This is a genomic window from Siminovitchia sediminis, assembly GCF_042680885.1.
Lineage (GTDB): Bacteria > Bacillota > Bacilli > Bacillales > Bacillaceae_C > Siminovitchia > Siminovitchia sediminis.
The window spans coordinates 1-15,486 of the sequence record NZ_JBHUEO010000023.1; the positions used below are offsets into that span (position 1 = coordinate 1).

Genomic DNA, 15,486 nt, shown 5'->3' on the forward strand with positions numbered 1-15,486 from the left:
GATTTTGTATGGAGCAACTTTATCACCGCCATATTTTGTTATTTTTATTTTAACAAATTAAAACGATGAAAGAACAAATATTATAAATAATTAAAAAGGCTGTCGAGGGTTTCTCGACAGCCTGAAAACCGCTGATGTTCAGCGGTTTTTTTGTTTTGAAAATGAACAGGCAAAAATACAGATGACAGGACGAAAGGTGCATCTTACAATAATTAAAGAATGGTAAATGAATCCAATGGCCATGCAAGCTATAACGGTCTTTTTTACTGGGTGATATGGGATGGAATCCTTGGCTGCACGGCCGAATCTCCCCATCTACAAAAAAGTAATAAATGTAAGATCAATAGGATACCAGGTTCGAATTTGGGAAAAAAATAGGGAAAAACAACGAAACTTCCTAGAATAACTGTATGAGCAGAAAAGGATGAGAGCATATTGTATAAGTCTTCCAGAACCAATCGATTCCTGCAAACAGTCAAAGAGAATGAAACAGATATAATTTTTATCTGTGATACGAACGGACGCATTACAATGGCCAATCCCGTCTGCCTACAGGTTATCGGGGACCATGAAGAAAATCTGATCGGCACATCTTTTCATTTGCTGTTTTCGGCAGATCAACAGGAAGATCTGTACGATATTCTCAAGCAGGCAGAGAAAGCAAAGGCCCGCCCGGTCAAAACAAAAGCTGATATAAAAACATTGCAAGGCGATTATGAGACATACGAATTTCACCTGCATTCCATAAATATTTCAGGTATACTCCATGGGATTTTATTTATAGGCAGAAAACTGAAACGTGGTCAACGGACAAGAGAATTACATAAGCCATCCAGGTTATTGGATAGAGAAGGATTTGAATATCAACTCGCTCAAAAATTAAACCGGGCGGATCGAACTCCAAATCATTTTTCTATAGTACTCATCCAAATCAACGGCCTTCACAAGGTCAAAGAAACCTTAGGAAAATCTGGAGATATGCAGGCTTTTGAAGAAATCAGAAAACGGCTGGAATCTGTACTTCCTAAACAGACGTGGATTGCAAGAATTTCAACCTATACTGCAGCAGTTTTGCTGGAAGAAATGAAAGAGCGGAAAGAGATCAAAAAAGTATGTGAACAGATCATTGAAACTATCCAAAAATCTATTTATGTGAGTGGACAAGAATTTTATCCTGCAGCTGCCATAGGCGTCTGCTGCTATCCAATAGCCGGTAACAGTCCACAGCAGCTTCTGAAAAACGGAAGGATTGCATTATACTATGCAAAAGCAGGTACCCACCAAAATATTGTGTTTCATACCGATCAGATGAATATGGAGATGGAGAAGCGGGCAGATCTGGAAAGGTGTTTACGAAGAGGGGTTGAAAATAACCAATTTTTTCTTGTGTATCAGCCCATTATTTACTCCTCCACAGGTCAAATGAAGGGGTGTGAAGCGTTAATTCGCTGGCGGCATCCGAAGTGGGGAATCGTTTCGCCAATGGACTTTATCCCCATAGCGGAAGAGACAGGATTGATTCAACCGCTGGGAAGATGGGTATTAAACAACGCCTGCCGGCAAGTCAAGGAGTGGCACAAAGCCGGATATTCCAGCATAAGTGTGTTTGTGAATGTATCAGCCTGTCAGCTGAACGATTCAAAATTTCTTGATTATGTAAAAGAGGCATTAAAAGAATCCGGCCTTAAAGCTCAGTATTTACATCTGGAACTTACGGAAAGCATCATGCTGGAACGTTCCGGGGAACTTGTGACGATGCTGAAGGAATTAAGAACCATGGGCGTGCGCCTTTCCATTGATGATTTCGGCACCGGCTTTTCTTCATTCAGTTATTTAAAAGATTTTCCTGTACATTCTTTAAAGATTGACCGATCCTTTATTCAGCATTTACATGGGGATTCCAAAGATCTGGCTATCGTCCATGCGATCCTGTCTATGGGACAGCGGATGGGTCTTCAAGTAGTGGCAGAAGGTGTTGAATCAAATCATCAAATGTCGATGCTTTCGGGAATGGGATGTGACTTTGTTCAGGGATATTTTATTCAAAAACCGCTGGAAGCAAGGCGATTTTCGTCCTGGCTGAAAAAAAGGGACAAAGATTCACAGAGATTACATTGACGAAGCACTGTTGAAAAGGCTAATCTTAAAGGCGTATTAGTATAGGGGAGGTTACGGAATTGAAAAAAAACCTGGTTTTCCTGCTTATTCCGTTTCTTCTTTTTTCATCTGCCTTTTCAGCCGGTGCCGATAAAAAAGAAGGACGTACGTGGGAAGATGAGATTATCTATTCACTCATGATTGACAGATTTAACAATGGTGACAATCAAAACGATGAAGGAGTCGACTTAACTGATCCCTCTCATGCATTCCAAGGCGGTGACTTTCGTGGAATTGAGAGAAAGCTGGACTATTTAAAAGACATGGGTTTCACAACGATCATGCTGTCACCAGTTTTCCAAAATGATGAAATGGGCTATCACGGTGAAAGGGTTATTGACTTTTATCAGACTGATCCGCATTTTGGTACTATTGAAGATTTACAATCTCTCGTAGAAGAAGCACATAGTAAAGATATGAAAGTTATGTTTGAGTTTGTAACTACACATATTGGGCCCAAGCATCCTTGGACAAGCGATCCTTCAAAAGAACATTGGTTAAAGGAAGCAGAGGACCAGGAAATTGAGTGGTTAGAAGGATTGCCGTTACTTGATCTGGAGAATGAGGAAGTACAGGATTATCTCATTGAAGCAGCATTATGGTGGATGGATGAAACCAATGTAGACGGTTTTTCCCTTTCGGGCATTGAACAGGCTCCACTGGAATTTTGGGAGAAGTTTTCTGCTGCTGTAAAAGAAAAGAATTCTTCCTTTTACTTGTCAGGTACCGTCATGGATGGAAAAAATGCGGATCTTTCAAAATATCAGGAAGCTGGGATTGATGGAGTCGTTGACACCCCTTTGTCGATGGAAGCAAGGGATGCATACTCCAATATTGATGTGTCTGCAGGAGCATTATTGGACAGATGGGAAAAGAATGTAGATTTGTATCCCAATCCCCAATCTTTGGCATTGCAATTTGACAGCAAATATTCGGTCAGGTATACAAAAGATATGGTAGAAAATAATCAATATCCCATTGCACGCTGGAAATCTGCATTATTCTATCTCTATACACAACCGGAAGTACCGATTGTTTTTTACGGAACAGAAATTGCTCTCAATGGTGATATGCCGCCAGATAACGTTCCATTAATGAATTTCCGTACAGATGAAGAATTCCTTGAATTTATAGGAAAAGTTGGAACCCTTAGGCAGGAAGAAAAAACACTGCGGCATGGGTCGATGGAACTTTTGCATGAAAAAGACGGAATGCTTGTCTTTAAAAGAGAATATGAGGGTGACACAATCGTTGTTGCTATAAATAATACGACACAAGATCAGACGGTCAGTGTTCCAGTCTCTAAATTGGAAGAGGGGAAGGAATTACGGGGAATGTTCGCCTCGGACTTAGTCAAAAGCAGCAACGGTGAATATAACATTGTAGTGGATAGAGAAATGATGGAGGTGTACAAGCTTGCAGACCAGACAGGCTTCAATCTTCCGTTCATATTCTCCATTCCTTTGGTATTTGTGGTTTTCGGAATCTTTATGTACCTTGCCTGGAAAAGAGGCAAAAAGCGAAATCCATATGAATAAAAACAAGAGCATTTAAAAAAAGACGGAGAAACCTTTATAGGTTCCTTCGTCTTTTTTTGATGGGGTCCTTGGTTTGTAAGGTTAAAAGTCATGTTTCTTCATCCACCATTATCCGGAACAAGGGAACCCGTGGGGTTTATAAACTGCCTCCCTGTTAAGGATAAAGGTAAATTTTGTCTCACCGTGAACTCAACCATACATTTTCCGGGTGGAGAGCCCGCAGCCGCTGGATCTTTAGCCGTTAAGAACTTCACCGCCGTTGACATGAATCATTTGCCCTGAGACATAGCTGGAATCGTTGGATGCCAAATACACATAAGCAGGTGCAAGTTCATAAGGCTGACCCGGTCTTTTCATTGGTTGGCTTGAACCAAATGTTTCAACATGATCAGAAGAAAAGGTAGATGGGATCAGCGGGGTCCAAATAGGTCCCGGTGCTACACCATTAACACGAATACCCTGTTCAGCCAAGTTCTCGGACAGAGATCGTGTAAACGATACGATCGCCCCTTTTGTTGCGGAATAATCAATTAATCCCGGACTGCCTTTATACGCAGTAATAGATGCGGTGTTAATGATACTGCTTCCTTTCTTTAAATGGGGAAGGACTGCTTTTGTCAAATAAAACATAGAAAAGACATTTGTTCTGAACGTTTTTTGCAGCTGTTCATCCGTTATGTTCAGCAAACTCTTTTGAGGATGCTGCTCTCCTGCATTATTTACCAGTATATCGATCTTTCCCAACTCTTGTATGACCCGGTCTACAACCTTCTGGCAATGCTTTTCATCACCGATGTCTCCTTTGATCAGGAGACACTTTTTGCCTTCCTCTTCTACAAGACTTTTTGTCTTCTCGGCATCAGCATCTTCTTTCAAATAACAAATTGCCACATCCGCTCCTTCTTTGGCAAAATAAACAGCTGTAGATTTTCCTATACCACTGTCCCCGCCGGTGATAATAGCGGTTTTTCCATTGAGCTTACCGCTCCCTTGATAATTTGGATCCACCGTTTTTGGAACAGGTATCATTTCCGACTCTACACCCGGCTGTTGATGCTGAACCTGTTTGGGCATGGTTTGCTTTTGACTATCACTCATGTATTTTCCCTCCTTAGGCAATCAAAAAAGTGAATGGGTACATGTATCATTTACCCATTCGCTTTTGAAATATTCCAGAGGGGATAAATCATCGATAGTTGATAAATTGGACGTCAATCGGCAAATCTGCGGAACGGATGGCTTGAATAATTTGCTGCAAGTCATCACGGTTTTTCCCTGTCACCCGGATTTGATCATCCTGGATCTGGCTTTTGACTTTTAGGCGGCTGTCTTTAATAATCGTATTGATTTTCTTCGCATTGTCCTTGTCAATTCCCTGTACAAGCTTTCCCCGTTGTCGTACTGTTCCACCAAGTGCACTTTCCACTTTTCCATATTGTATATTCTTCACAGGCACTTCACGTTTGATCAGTTTGCTCAAGAGTACATCCTTTACTTGGGAAAGTTTAAATTCATCGTCCGAAATAATAACCAGCTCGTCATTTTCCAGTGTAATCTGGCTCTTGCTGCCTTTAAAGTCGTAACGATTTTGGATTTCCTTCATTGCAATATTGATTGCATTTGATACTTCTGACAAGTCTACCTTGGATACAATATCAAAAGAATTTTCCTTTGCCATCATTTACCTCCGGACTATTTTTCTATCATTATAGGCTAACCAGGGTAAAGAGCCAAGTACAGGAATTTTAGATACATAAAAAAACGCGGCCCCATCCTGTAAATCAGGATGCAAGCCGCGTAACTTCATTTATAGATGATCTGTTTTTTTTAGAGTACTGTCGTTGGCCGGCTTTCCGATTTTCTTCCCGCAGTATATTTTTTACTTCACGATGAGCCTGGTTGTCCCTGGCTTTTTTATCATTGTCTGATGTATTATAGCGCATAAATGTAACTCCCTTCGGTCATTTTCTTTAGTATGTTCGAAAGGAGGATGAACTAATCATGATGAATGATTTACCGGTTCCTCTCATTGAAGAAAAAAACAGCCAGGGTACCAAGACCCGCATGGGAGGCAACGGTTGCCCCAATGAGTTTAATATAAAACTTTTTTGTTCCGAAACGCTCCTCAATCATCCCTTTTAATTCAAGAGCTGATTCTTCGTCATCACCATGGCTGATGCCAATCATCTGGTTCTCAAGATCGACACCGCGTTCTTCCATCGTATCGAGTATTTTTTTAAATAGCTTCTTTTTGCCTCGAATTTTCTCCAGTGGAACAAGTTTTCCTTCCTCGACATGGAGAAATGGTCTAATATTCAGCAATCCTCCGAAAAATGCGGACGATTTCGATAACCGGCCGCCTTTAGCCAGAAACTCCAAATCTCCTATTGTAAATAAATGCTCGATCCGTTTACAGCTTGCCTCCGCAAATCGAATGATTTCTTCCTTCGGTTCGTTGTTTTGGATCTTTTCGGCTACAGCCATAACAATCAGACCATATCCCAGTGAAACCGCCTTGGAATCTAGAACTGTGAGGTCAAGATCAGGAAATTCCTCTTTAACTTGTTCCTTTACCATGACAGCCGTTTGGTAGGTTCCGGAAAGACCTGAAGACATGGCTATGTATAATCCGCTTTGGCCGGATTTCGCAAGCTCAGTGAATAACTCATGGAGCTGTTGTGGAGAAGCTTGGGAAGTCTTGGGCGTTTTGCCGTTTCTGATGGCATCATATACCTGTTGCGGCTGGATATTCACCAGGTCTTTATATTCCTGGTCATCAATATGTACCTGAAGAGTGACGAGCTGTATCTGATGTTCTTCAAAAAAAGAAACCGGAAGGTCGCAGGCACTGTCAGCAAAAAGTTTCAGTGACATAAAATAACACCCCCTGTGAAAAGATAATTTAACACACTTTATCCTTTACTATTTCTTATAGTGTATCTGCTTTTATGAGAAACCTCAACGATAAATTGGTAGAAATGCGGGTGTTCATGATGAGTCATTATTCTATGTGGGAAGTATTTAAAAAACTGGCAGTTATTTTGGCCGGTGCAGGATTTACAGCTATTGCCATGAATTACTTTCTTATTCCGTCCAACGTATATGCCAGCGGATTTGCTGGTGCGGCACAGCTCTTATCAAGGATTATCAGTGAATTTACACCGTTGAATGTGTCCACCGGAACGTTGCTGCTTTTACTGAATATTCCTGTTGCAATTCTGGGCTGGGTAAAAGTAGGAAGATCTTTTACCGTGTACAGTTTTATTTCTGTAGCCGTTACGTCTTTGTTTCTTGAACTAATCCCCGTTCGGACCCAAACGGCTGATATTATGCTGTACGCTGTTTTTGGAGGAGTCATTACTGCGATAGAAATTGGAATTACGCTCAAGGTAGGGGCTTCTACCGGCGGCCTTGATATTATTTCCATGGTACTGTCCAGAATGAGTGATAAATCGGTAGGGACGTACTTCTTTCTATTGAATGCAGTCATTATTCTGACAGCGGGCGCGCTTTATGGATGGGATAAAGCATTATATACGCTGCTTTCGGTTTATGCATCCACAAGAGTCATTGATGCGATCCACACTCGCCACCAAAAAGTTACTGCTATGATTGTTACCAAAAAAGCAAAAGAACTTAAACAAGCTATTCATCAAAGGCTTGTCAGAGGGATGACCATTCTCCCTGCTAAAGGAGCTTTTTCCAATCAAGAAAAAGACATGCTCATGATAGTGATTACCCGCTATGAATTATATGAACTCGAGCATATCATCAAAAAGACTGATCCGGATGCCTTCACCAATATTGTAGAAACAGCTGCTGTTTTTGGCCTCTTCCGAAAAGATTAAATAGGGAGCAGAGCTCCCTATTTAATCGGTTGCTACAAACTGTCCAGCTGTTTTTGCAGACGCCTCAATTGCCGCTGTTGTGCCAAAGTGGAATTGGCATAGGCCGACGAAAGTGAATTTTTCGCTATATCAACAGCTTCCGCGGACGGGTTTTCCATCGCCTGCTCAACAAAATGTCTTGCTTCTTGAAACAGTTTGTTCTTGCCCATCTGATCACCCTCCAAACGATGTGTTTCCTATAGAGTCCACTTTTTTCTTTTCAACTTCGTCAAATGTGGATCGATATGGAAAACGTTGTGCATGCTGTTCAACAGAATTTTTTCCCTGATACGTAAAACGCCTGGATTTACTGTTTTTTGCCATCATCACACCGCCTCTGTTTGGTTGGGGAGAACGCTTAAGGCGTTCAATGATTATTGTAGGCAGATGAGTGAAAAAAAAAGCGGGGAATTAATGACAGAATGAAAATCATTGATAAGAAAAAGAAAGGAATGATACGATAATAATACATGTTCAGCAGAAGGAGAGAGTCCCTTGATTGAAATTCATAATGAAACGATTAAAAATGTTCCTGTTCTCCATGTTGTCAAAGAGGGCTGTAAAGAAAAACAACTTCCGGCTGTCTTCTTTCTGCATGGGATCACGTCTGCCAAAGAGCATAACCTTCATTTTGGGTATCTTTTGGCAGAAAAGGGTTTTCGTGTGATTTTGCCTGACGCAAACCTGCATGGAGCACGCAGTGACGGCAGGAAACCAGACCAATTGATTTTAGCTTTTTGGGACATTGTCCTTCAGTCGATCAAAGAAATGGGTGAAATAAAAGAGGAGCTGGCCAGGACACAACTGATCAGCAGTCAAATTGGTGTTGTCGGTACATCTATGGGCAGCATTACCATGTTTGGAGCTCTTACTCAATATGAATGGATTAAGGCGGCTGTTTCATTGATGGGAAGTCCCAACTATGAAAAATTTGCACGTGAGCAGACTGCAGCTTTGATAAGAGCAGGTCTTACCATTCCGTATTCCGAGCAGGAAATGGAAGAAATCTATGCTAATCTTCGTTCATATGATATCAGTGCCCGGCCTGAAATGCTGGCTGGAAGGCCGCTTTTTCTTTGGCATGGAAAACTGGATCAGGTTGTACCGTTTCAGCCCACTTTTGATTTTTATGAAAAAATTAAGCCGGATTATAAAAAATATCCGGAACATCTCTATTTTCTCGCAGATGAACAGGCACAGCATAAAGTAACGCGGGAAGCATTGCTGAAAACAGTGGATTGGTTCAGTAAATATTTATGATTGAAAACATATCAGTTTGAATTCACAAGGAATTTGGTATGATAAGAATGAGTAAGCCATTTGAAAGGAGTGGGGATCAATGGATGAGGCATTGAAAGAAAATATGTACGGTGCGTTGGAACAAGTGATCGATCCAGAGCTTGGTATAGATATTGTGAATCTTGGGCTTGTTTATGATGTAGACCTCGATGAAAATGGCCTGGCCAAAGTAACGATGACGCTGACATCCATCGGCTGTCCTCTGGGCCCGGTAATTGTGGACCAGGTGAATGCAGCATTGGCGGATATTCCGGAAGTCAAAGAAGTGGATGTCAATATTGTTTGGGATCCGCCGTGGTCCAAGGACAAAATGTCACGGTATGCAAAAATTGCACTTGGTGTGACTTAATAGAAAGGCAGGAGCGCCTGGTTATTGCCGGGTGCTGTAACTGGACAAGTAAAAATTCACAACCGTTTTGCCATTCTGCTGAATGGAAATGATATGAGCGAAGCTCCTTTGGCAGCTTCGCTTTTTCCTGTGAAAAGGGGAGCGGATAAGGAGGAATTACATGGATCTTAGTAAAATGACTATGTCAGTACAAGAAGCTTTTGCTGAAGCCCAGCAATTGGCAAGAAACCTTCATCATCCTGAACTGGATATTCCGCATGTTTGGAAGGCACTGGTCGATCGGGGAGAAAGCCTGCTGTCGACCTTATACGAGCGGTTGGGAATCACAAAAAACCAGATTCAACTGGAACTGGATAAAATGTTGGAGCAAAAGCCTCAAGTAACAGGTGAAGGGGTTCAGGGAGGACAATATGTAAGCAATTCTTTATCCTCGCTCATTACCAAGGCAGAAGAAGAAATGAGAGAATTTGAGGATCAATACTTATCTGTAGAGCATTTTGCTCTTGCTATTATGGAAATGCCAAATTCTGGAGTGACCCGCTATCTTTCCGACCTTGGTTTGACGAAAAAAAATATCAGGAACGAAATAAATAAAATCAGAGGGGGACGGAAAGTGGAAACACAAAACCCGGAAGCCACTTATGAAGTCTTGAAAAAATATGGGCGCGATCTTGTGGCTGAAGTGAGATCGGGAAAATTGGATCCGGTGATCGGCCGTGATCAGGAAATCAGAAATGTGATTCGAATACTTTCTCGGAAAACAAAAAACAACCCGGTGCTGATTGGTGAGCCGGGTGTCGGAAAAACAGCTATTGTCGAAGGCCTTGCCCAAAGAATTGTAAGAAAAGATGTTCCGGAAGGATTGAGGAACAAAACCATTTATGCTCTGGATATGGGCTCACTCATAGCAGGTGCAAAATTCCGGGGGGAATTTGAAGAGCGCCTTAAAGCTGTATTGCAGGAAGTGAAAAAAAGCGAAGGCGAAATTTTACTGTTTATTGATGAACTCCATACAATTGTCGGTGCCGGTAAAGCAGAAGGCTCCATGGATGCGGGGAATATGCTGAAACCCATGCTCGCCAGGGGAGAATTGCATTGCATCGGGGCAACAACGCTAGATGAATACCGACAGTATATTGAGAAGGATGCTGCTTTGGAGAGGCGTTTTCAAAAAGTCCTGGTACCCGAGCCTACGATGGAAGATACGATCTCTATTCTGCGCGGTCTGAAGGAGCGGTTTGAAATCCATCATGGCGTTAATATTCATGACCGGGCTCTGGTGGCAGCTTCAACGTTGTCCGACCGTTATATTACAGATCGTTATTTACCGGACAAGGCCATTGATGTGATAGATGAAGCCTGTGCCAATATTCGCGTAGAAATCGATTCGATGCCCAGTGAATTGGATGAAATTACCCGAAAGGTCATGCAGCTTGAAATTGAGGAAGCTGCTCTTGGAAAAGAGGAAGATGAGGCAAGCAAAGAACGATTGGAGCTATTGCAAAAAGACCTGGCTGATTTTAAAGAGAAAGCAAATGAGATGAAGGCCAAATGGGAGCAGGAAAAAAAGGAAATCTCCTATATACAGGAAAAAAGGGAAGAACTGGATAAGCTTCGTCGAGAGCTTGAAGAGGCAGAAAATGAATATGATCTGAATCGGGCGGCAGAACTTCGCCATGGCCGCATTCCGGCCTTAGAAAAAGAGCTCAAGGAGTTGGAAAGCCAGGAACGGAACGAATCCAGACTAGTCAAAGAAGAAGTAACGGAGGATGAAGTCGCCGAAGTCATTTCAAGATGGACAGGTATCCCTATAACAAAACTGATGGAAGGCGAAAGAGAAAAACTCCTGCGGCTTGAAAGCATCCTGCATGAGCGTGTGATTGGCCAGGATGAGGCAGTAGAGCTTGTCAGCAATGCGGTTTTGCGGGCTAGAGCCGGTATTAAAGACCCCAACCGTCCCATCGGTTCATTTATTTTTCTTGGTCCAACAGGTGTCGGGAAGACGGAATTGGCCAAAGCACTGGCCGCTACGCTGTTTGATAGTGAAGAACAAATGATTCGATTGGATATGTCCGAATATATGGAAAAGCATGCGGTGTCCCGGTTGATTGGAGCGCCTCCGGGATATGTTGGTTATGAGGAAGGCGGTCAATTGACAGAAGCTGTTAGAAGAAAGCCGTATTCTGTGATTTTGCTGGACGAGATAGAAAAAGCCCACCCCGAGGTATTTAATATCCTGCTTCAAGTTCTGGATGATGGCAGAGTTACTGATTCGCAAGGCAGACGGATTGATTTTAAAAATACAGTCATTATTATGACATCTAATATCGGTTCCGCGTTTCTATTGGAAAGAGAGCAAAACGAAGACCAGATTGACGAAGAAACGAAAGATGCTGTTCTTGGTCAGCTGAGGTCGTCTTTCAGACCGGAATTCTTAAACAGAATTGATGATATTATTCTGTTTAAACCTCTAAGTATGGAAAACATCAAAGGCATTGTCTCAAAGCTTGCCAAGGAACTGCAGGCAAGACTCCAGGACCAGCATATCCAACTGGAAATGACAGAAGCTGCAAGAGAGTATATTGCACGTGAAGCCTATGATCCGGTTTACGGAGCAAGGCCGTTAAAGAGGTATTTGCAAAGCAATATTGAAACACGCCTTGCGAAGGAAATCATATCAGGGCATGTCCACCCTTTTGATACAGTTGTTGTCGCATACGAAAATGAAGAATTAATCATTCGCATAAAGAATTGAAACATTCATTGGATGAGCAGGGCGCCTGCCGATTTTATAAATAAAAAATAACTCGCCGTTTGAGGGCGAGTTATTGTTCTTCTGCGGGCTGTTCAGGTATAAAAGCAGAAACGATCATGACTAAGATGAAAGCAATAATTCCCAATATGGTTGCCGTACCAAAATCATAGGATGCTCCAAGCATGGATCCAGCAACATACATTAACATGTGAACGAGAATCAGTGTCCAAAAAAGGGTTGCCAAGTATCTCAATATTTTCACTCCATTCAAAAGCTTCACTATTTATTCTATCAATCATCGATTATCCACCAAGATATTATAGCATAAGTTTCTCATATGATACAATTACTCATTTTTTAAGGAGAAAAAGAGTTCAGGCATTCGGAACATGCATACGATGAAGTAGTAAATAAAATAAGGGGGTTGCGGCCATGAAATCAGCGGTTATATTTGGTGCCAGGCAGCGCATGGGTTTTGAATTATGTTCCAGGCTTCTGGATAACGGATATAAAGTATATGGTATCGACCATCGGCTGTGGATAACCGAAGAGCAGGAAGATCATTGGCTTATGATCGCCAGAAATGCAAATTTGGGGTATTTTGAGTTAACCGGAGTTGAAGACATAGATCACTGTCTTCCGGAGAATGAGGAATGTCTTTATATATTACCTGCAGTTGACTATTACGAGGGGCAAAATGAAGGCGTTCAAAATCAATTTATTTTATCGCTGGAAAGAATGAGGAACCTCAATATCCGTTCTCCTTTTTTCTTGGTAATACAGCCTCCCGCAACTCATCGGAACCACGCTCCTTTCTCATTATCCCTGAAAAAGTGGGCAGACTCTATGGATAAGCTGGAGGAATATTATCTATCCCCATCTGTATATCGAGATGAGGAACAGGATTTCCTTCGAGTGGCAGATGTAGGAAAAGCGGCAGAAAAAGTAGTCGAATTCATTCAAAACAAAAACTTGATGGAAATAAAATAATGTGACAGATTTCCCGGCAAATGTTATAATTAGTACCAAGTCTTAATATAAGATAACAATCTCTTTGTGGATATATAACGGAAAGAAGGGAATTTTCCATGAACGCAGGAATTATAGGAGTAGGAAAGTACATACCCGAACGGGTAATGACCAATCATGAACTGGAAACGATGATGGACACTTCTGATGAGTGGATTCGTACCCGTACTGGTATTGAAGAAAGAAGAATTGCATCGGATGATGTGGATACGTCAGATATGGGATATGAAGCAGCGAAACAGGCTCTTGACGATGCGGGTATCAGGCCTGAGGAGGTGGATATGATCCTGGTGGCAACAGTCACTCCGGATTATTCTTTTCCGTCTGTTGCGTGTATGCTTCAGGCAAAACTGGGCTGTACGCATGCATCTGCCATGGATGTCAGCGCTGCTTGTGCAGGGTTTATGTACGCTGTATCAACAGCAAAACAGTTTATCGAAACGCAAAGCTGCAAGCATATTTTAGTTGTAGGGGTAGAGAAGCTGTCTAAGATTACCGATTGGTCTGATAGAAATACGGCCGTTCTTTTCGGGGATGGTGCCGGCGCTGTAGTCATGGGGCCGGTTTCAGAAGGACGCGGTGTACTCTCCTTTGAACTGGGAGCAGATGGTACAGGAGGCAAGCATCTTTACCATGATCAATATATTCAAATGAATGGCCGGGAAGTTTTTAAGTTTGCGGTAAGACAGATGGGTGAGTCATCTGTTAAAGTATTAGAGAAAGCAGGACTGACAAAAAATGATGTAGACTTGCTGATTCCTCATCAGGCTAACATTCGTATTATGGAAGCAGCAAGACAAAGGCTGGAATTGCCCGAGGAAAAAATGTCCAAAATGATTCACAAATATGGCAATACATCTTCCGCGTCCATTCCAATGGTCATCGCCGACGAAGTGGAAGCAGGAAGAATTAAGGACGATGATTTAGTGGTTATGGTTGGTTTTGGCGGCGGCCTAACTTGGGGGGCCATTGCCATCAGATGGGGACGGTAAGAAAAAAATAGTCTTCTCAAGAGTGCATGAAGGAGATGAGAAAAAATTGAAGAGAAGAGTTGTAGTAACAGGATTAGGCACTGTCTCACCCGTTGGAAATGATGTGGAATCCACGTGGAAAGGGATTTTATCGGGGACATCGGGAATTGGACCGATGACAAGGTTGGATCCTGACAATTATTCAGCTAAGGTAGCTGCTGAAGTGAAAGATTTTAACATAGAAGATTATATTGAAAGAAAAGACGCCCGCAAGATGGACCGATTTACCCATTATGCGCTGGCATCAGCATTAATGGCTGTAAAGGATGCAGGACTGAAGATCGACGACAGCAATGCAGAACGCATAGGTGTATGGATCGGTTCAGGCATAGGCGGAATGGAGACACTCGAAAAGCAATTTGAAGTCTTTCAAAAAAGAGGTTACCGCCGTGTAAGTCCGTTTTTCGTTCCAATGATGATTCCGGATATGGCCACGGGACAAGTATCCATTTATTTGGGTGCAAAAGGGGTCAATGCCTGTACCGTGACAGCCTGCGCAACAGGTACAAATTCCATTGGAGATGCCTTTAAGGTCATCCAGCGCGGTGATGCCGATGCTATGATAGCCGGCGGCACTGAAGCTCCTATTACTCAAATGTCCGTTGCAGGTTTTTGTGCGAACACCGCACTTTCAACAAATCCCGATCCGGAGACAGCGAGCAGACCGTTTGATTTGAACCGGGACGGTTTTGTCATCGGAGAGGGGGCAGGTATCGTTGTATTAGAGGACCTGGAGCATGCATTAAAACGCGGTGCCAACATTTATGCAGAAATTGTCGGTTATGGCTCAACGGGTGATGCCTACCATATTACTGCTCCGGCTCCTGGAGGCGAGGGCGGTGCACGCGCAATGAAAATGGCCTTGGATGATGCCGGGATGGCTCCTGAAGACATTGATTATATTAATGCTCATGGTACAAGCACACCGTACAACGATAAGTATGAGACAATGGCTGTCAAAGAAGTTTTCGGAGACCATGCATACAAACTGGCGATGAGTTCTACCAAATCAATGACAGGACACCTTCTCGGCGCTGCTGGCGGGGTGGAGGCAATCTTCTCTGTTTTAGCTATCAGGGATGGAATCCTTCCGCCGACGACCAATTATGAAACAGCTGATCCTGACTGTGACCTGGACTATGTGCAAAATGAAGCCCGCAAACAGGAGGTTCAGGCTGTTATCAGTAATTCGCTCGGATTTGGCGGACATAACGCCACCATCGCATTTAAAAAATTTAGTTCTTAATATATAAAAATACAGTCCGGAATTGAGGGCTGTATTTTTTTTCACTTTCTTATTTTTTACCCGTACGATAGGAGGTAATGTCAAAAGTTCTATGAAAACTCACTAGATTTCTATCAGTGGTTGGGTGGTTAACTCACGCAATCGCCCTTGACAAACACGCCAATGGTTTAGGTTGTGAATAACAAGGGCGAAGGG

16 protein-coding genes are annotated in these 15,486 nt (G+C 42.5%); 10 read left to right on the top strand and 6 right to left on the bottom strand.

The genetic code is table 11. The features are described 5' to 3' along the window. The first annotated feature begins 435 nt into the window (after positions 1 to 435). Together ACFSCZ_RS09345 and ACFSCZ_RS09350 are read left to right on the top strand one after the other, a co-directional pair. Positions 436 to 2,118 carry an EAL domain-containing protein gene (locus tag ACFSCZ_RS09345; protein ID WP_380773652.1) on the top strand — a complete coding sequence of 561 codons (1,683 nt, stop codon included), beginning with the start codon at positions 436 to 438 and terminating at the stop codon, positions 2,116 to 2,118. Between the two features lie 59 nt (positions 2,119 to 2,177). Continuing rightward, a complete protein-coding gene (locus ACFSCZ_RS09350; RefSeq protein ID WP_380773653.1) occupies positions 2,178 to 3,695 on the top strand; it encodes an alpha-amylase family glycosyl hydrolase in 1,518 nt (505 codons plus the stop codon). Between the two features lie 234 nt (positions 3,696 to 3,929). Here the strand turns inward: ACFSCZ_RS09350 and ACFSCZ_RS09355 are convergent, their stop codons facing one another. From ACFSCZ_RS09355 to ACFSCZ_RS09365, 3 genes are all read right to left on the bottom strand, one after another. Further along, positions 3,930 to 4,793, bottom strand: a complete 864-nt coding sequence (locus ACFSCZ_RS09355) for an SDR family oxidoreductase (RefSeq protein ID WP_380773654.1) — start codon at positions 4,791 to 4,793, stop codon at positions 3,930 to 3,932. 88 nt (positions 4,794 to 4,881) lie between these two features. After that, the gene (locus ACFSCZ_RS09360) at positions 4,882 to 5,373 is read right to left on the bottom strand and encodes a YajQ family cyclic di-GMP-binding protein (RefSeq protein ID WP_380773655.1); all 492 of its coding nucleotides are present in this window, start codon (positions 5,371 to 5,373) and stop codon (positions 4,882 to 4,884) included. 335 nt (positions 5,374 to 5,708) lie between these two features. Further along, positions 5,709 to 6,569: a DegV family protein gene (locus ACFSCZ_RS09365; RefSeq protein ID WP_380773656.1), complete on the bottom strand. Its 861-nt coding sequence runs from the start codon at positions 6,567 to 6,569 to the stop codon at positions 5,709 to 5,711. A 119-nt stretch (positions 6,570 to 6,688) separates the two neighbouring features. On the opposite strand from ACFSCZ_RS09365, the gene ACFSCZ_RS09370 reads away from it, so the two are divergent. Continuing rightward, positions 6,689 to 7,543 (top strand): YitT family protein, encoded by an 855-nt coding sequence (locus ACFSCZ_RS09370; protein WP_380773658.1) that lies wholly within the window; start codon positions 6,689 to 6,691, stop codon positions 7,541 to 7,543. Between the two features lie 32 nt (positions 7,544 to 7,575). Here the strand turns inward: ACFSCZ_RS09370 and ACFSCZ_RS09375 are convergent, their stop codons facing one another. Next, positions 7,576 to 7,752, bottom strand: coding sequence for a DUF3813 domain-containing protein (locus ACFSCZ_RS09375; protein WP_380773660.1), 177 nt, complete (start codon positions 7,750 to 7,752; stop codon positions 7,576 to 7,578). Positions 7,753 to 7,756: 4 nt separating this feature from the next. Beyond that, entirely contained in the window at positions 7,757 to 7,906 is a 150-nt protein-coding gene (locus tag ACFSCZ_RS09380; RefSeq protein WP_380773661.1) for a competence protein, read from the bottom strand. Between the two features lie 171 nt (positions 7,907 to 8,077). Between ACFSCZ_RS09380 and yjfP the strand changes: the two genes are divergently transcribed. From yjfP to clpB, 4 genes are all read left to right on the top strand, one after another. Continuing rightward, positions 8,078 to 8,842 carry an esterase gene (yjfP, locus tag ACFSCZ_RS09385; protein ID WP_380773662.1) on the top strand — a complete coding sequence of 255 codons (765 nt, stop codon included), beginning with the start codon at positions 8,078 to 8,080 and terminating at the stop codon, positions 8,840 to 8,842. Between the two features lie 79 nt (positions 8,843 to 8,921). Next, positions 8,922 to 9,230, top strand: a complete 309-nt coding sequence (locus ACFSCZ_RS09390) for a metal-sulfur cluster assembly factor (RefSeq protein ID WP_380773663.1) — start codon at positions 8,922 to 8,924, stop codon at positions 9,228 to 9,230. 24 nt (positions 9,231 to 9,254) lie between these two features. Next, complete coding sequence (locus ACFSCZ_RS09395; protein WP_380773664.1) at positions 9,255 to 9,401, top strand: hypothetical protein; 147 nt, start codon at positions 9,255 to 9,257, stop codon at positions 9,399 to 9,401. After that, the gene (clpB, locus tag ACFSCZ_RS09400; protein ID WP_380773666.1) at positions 9,391 to 11,985 is read left to right on the top strand and encodes an ATP-dependent chaperone ClpB; all 2,595 of its coding nucleotides are present in this window, start codon (positions 9,391 to 9,393) and stop codon (positions 11,983 to 11,985) included. The genes ACFSCZ_RS09395 and clpB overlap by 11 nt, the downstream gene beginning before the upstream one ends. A 70-nt stretch (positions 11,986 to 12,055) precedes the next feature. Here the strand turns inward: clpB and ACFSCZ_RS09405 are convergent, their stop codons facing one another. Further along, positions 12,056 to 12,238 carry a YjzD family protein gene (locus tag ACFSCZ_RS09405; protein ID WP_380773668.1) on the bottom strand — a complete coding sequence of 61 codons (183 nt, stop codon included), beginning with the start codon at positions 12,236 to 12,238 and terminating at the stop codon, positions 12,056 to 12,058. Positions 12,239 to 12,417: 179 nt separating this feature from the next. Between ACFSCZ_RS09405 and ACFSCZ_RS09410 the strand changes: the two genes are divergently transcribed. The 3 genes from ACFSCZ_RS09410 to fabF all read left to right on the top strand — a co-directional run bounded on the left by ACFSCZ_RS09410 (position 12,418) and on the right by fabF (position 15,291). Further along, on the top strand, positions 12,418 to 12,975 hold the full coding sequence (locus ACFSCZ_RS09410) for a hypothetical protein (protein WP_380773669.1): 558 nt from the start codon (positions 12,418 to 12,420) through the stop codon (positions 12,973 to 12,975). A 98-nt stretch (positions 12,976 to 13,073) separates the two neighbouring features. Continuing rightward, complete coding sequence (locus ACFSCZ_RS09415; protein ID WP_380773670.1) at positions 13,074 to 14,006, top strand: beta-ketoacyl-ACP synthase III; 933 nt, start codon at positions 13,074 to 13,076, stop codon at positions 14,004 to 14,006. A 46-nt stretch (positions 14,007 to 14,052) separates the two neighbouring features. Beyond that, the gene (gene fabF, locus ACFSCZ_RS09420) at positions 14,053 to 15,291 is read left to right on the top strand and encodes a beta-ketoacyl-ACP synthase II (RefSeq protein ID WP_380773671.1); all 1,239 of its coding nucleotides are present in this window, start codon (positions 14,053 to 14,055) and stop codon (positions 15,289 to 15,291) included. Positions 15,292 to 15,486: the final 195 nt, after the last annotated feature.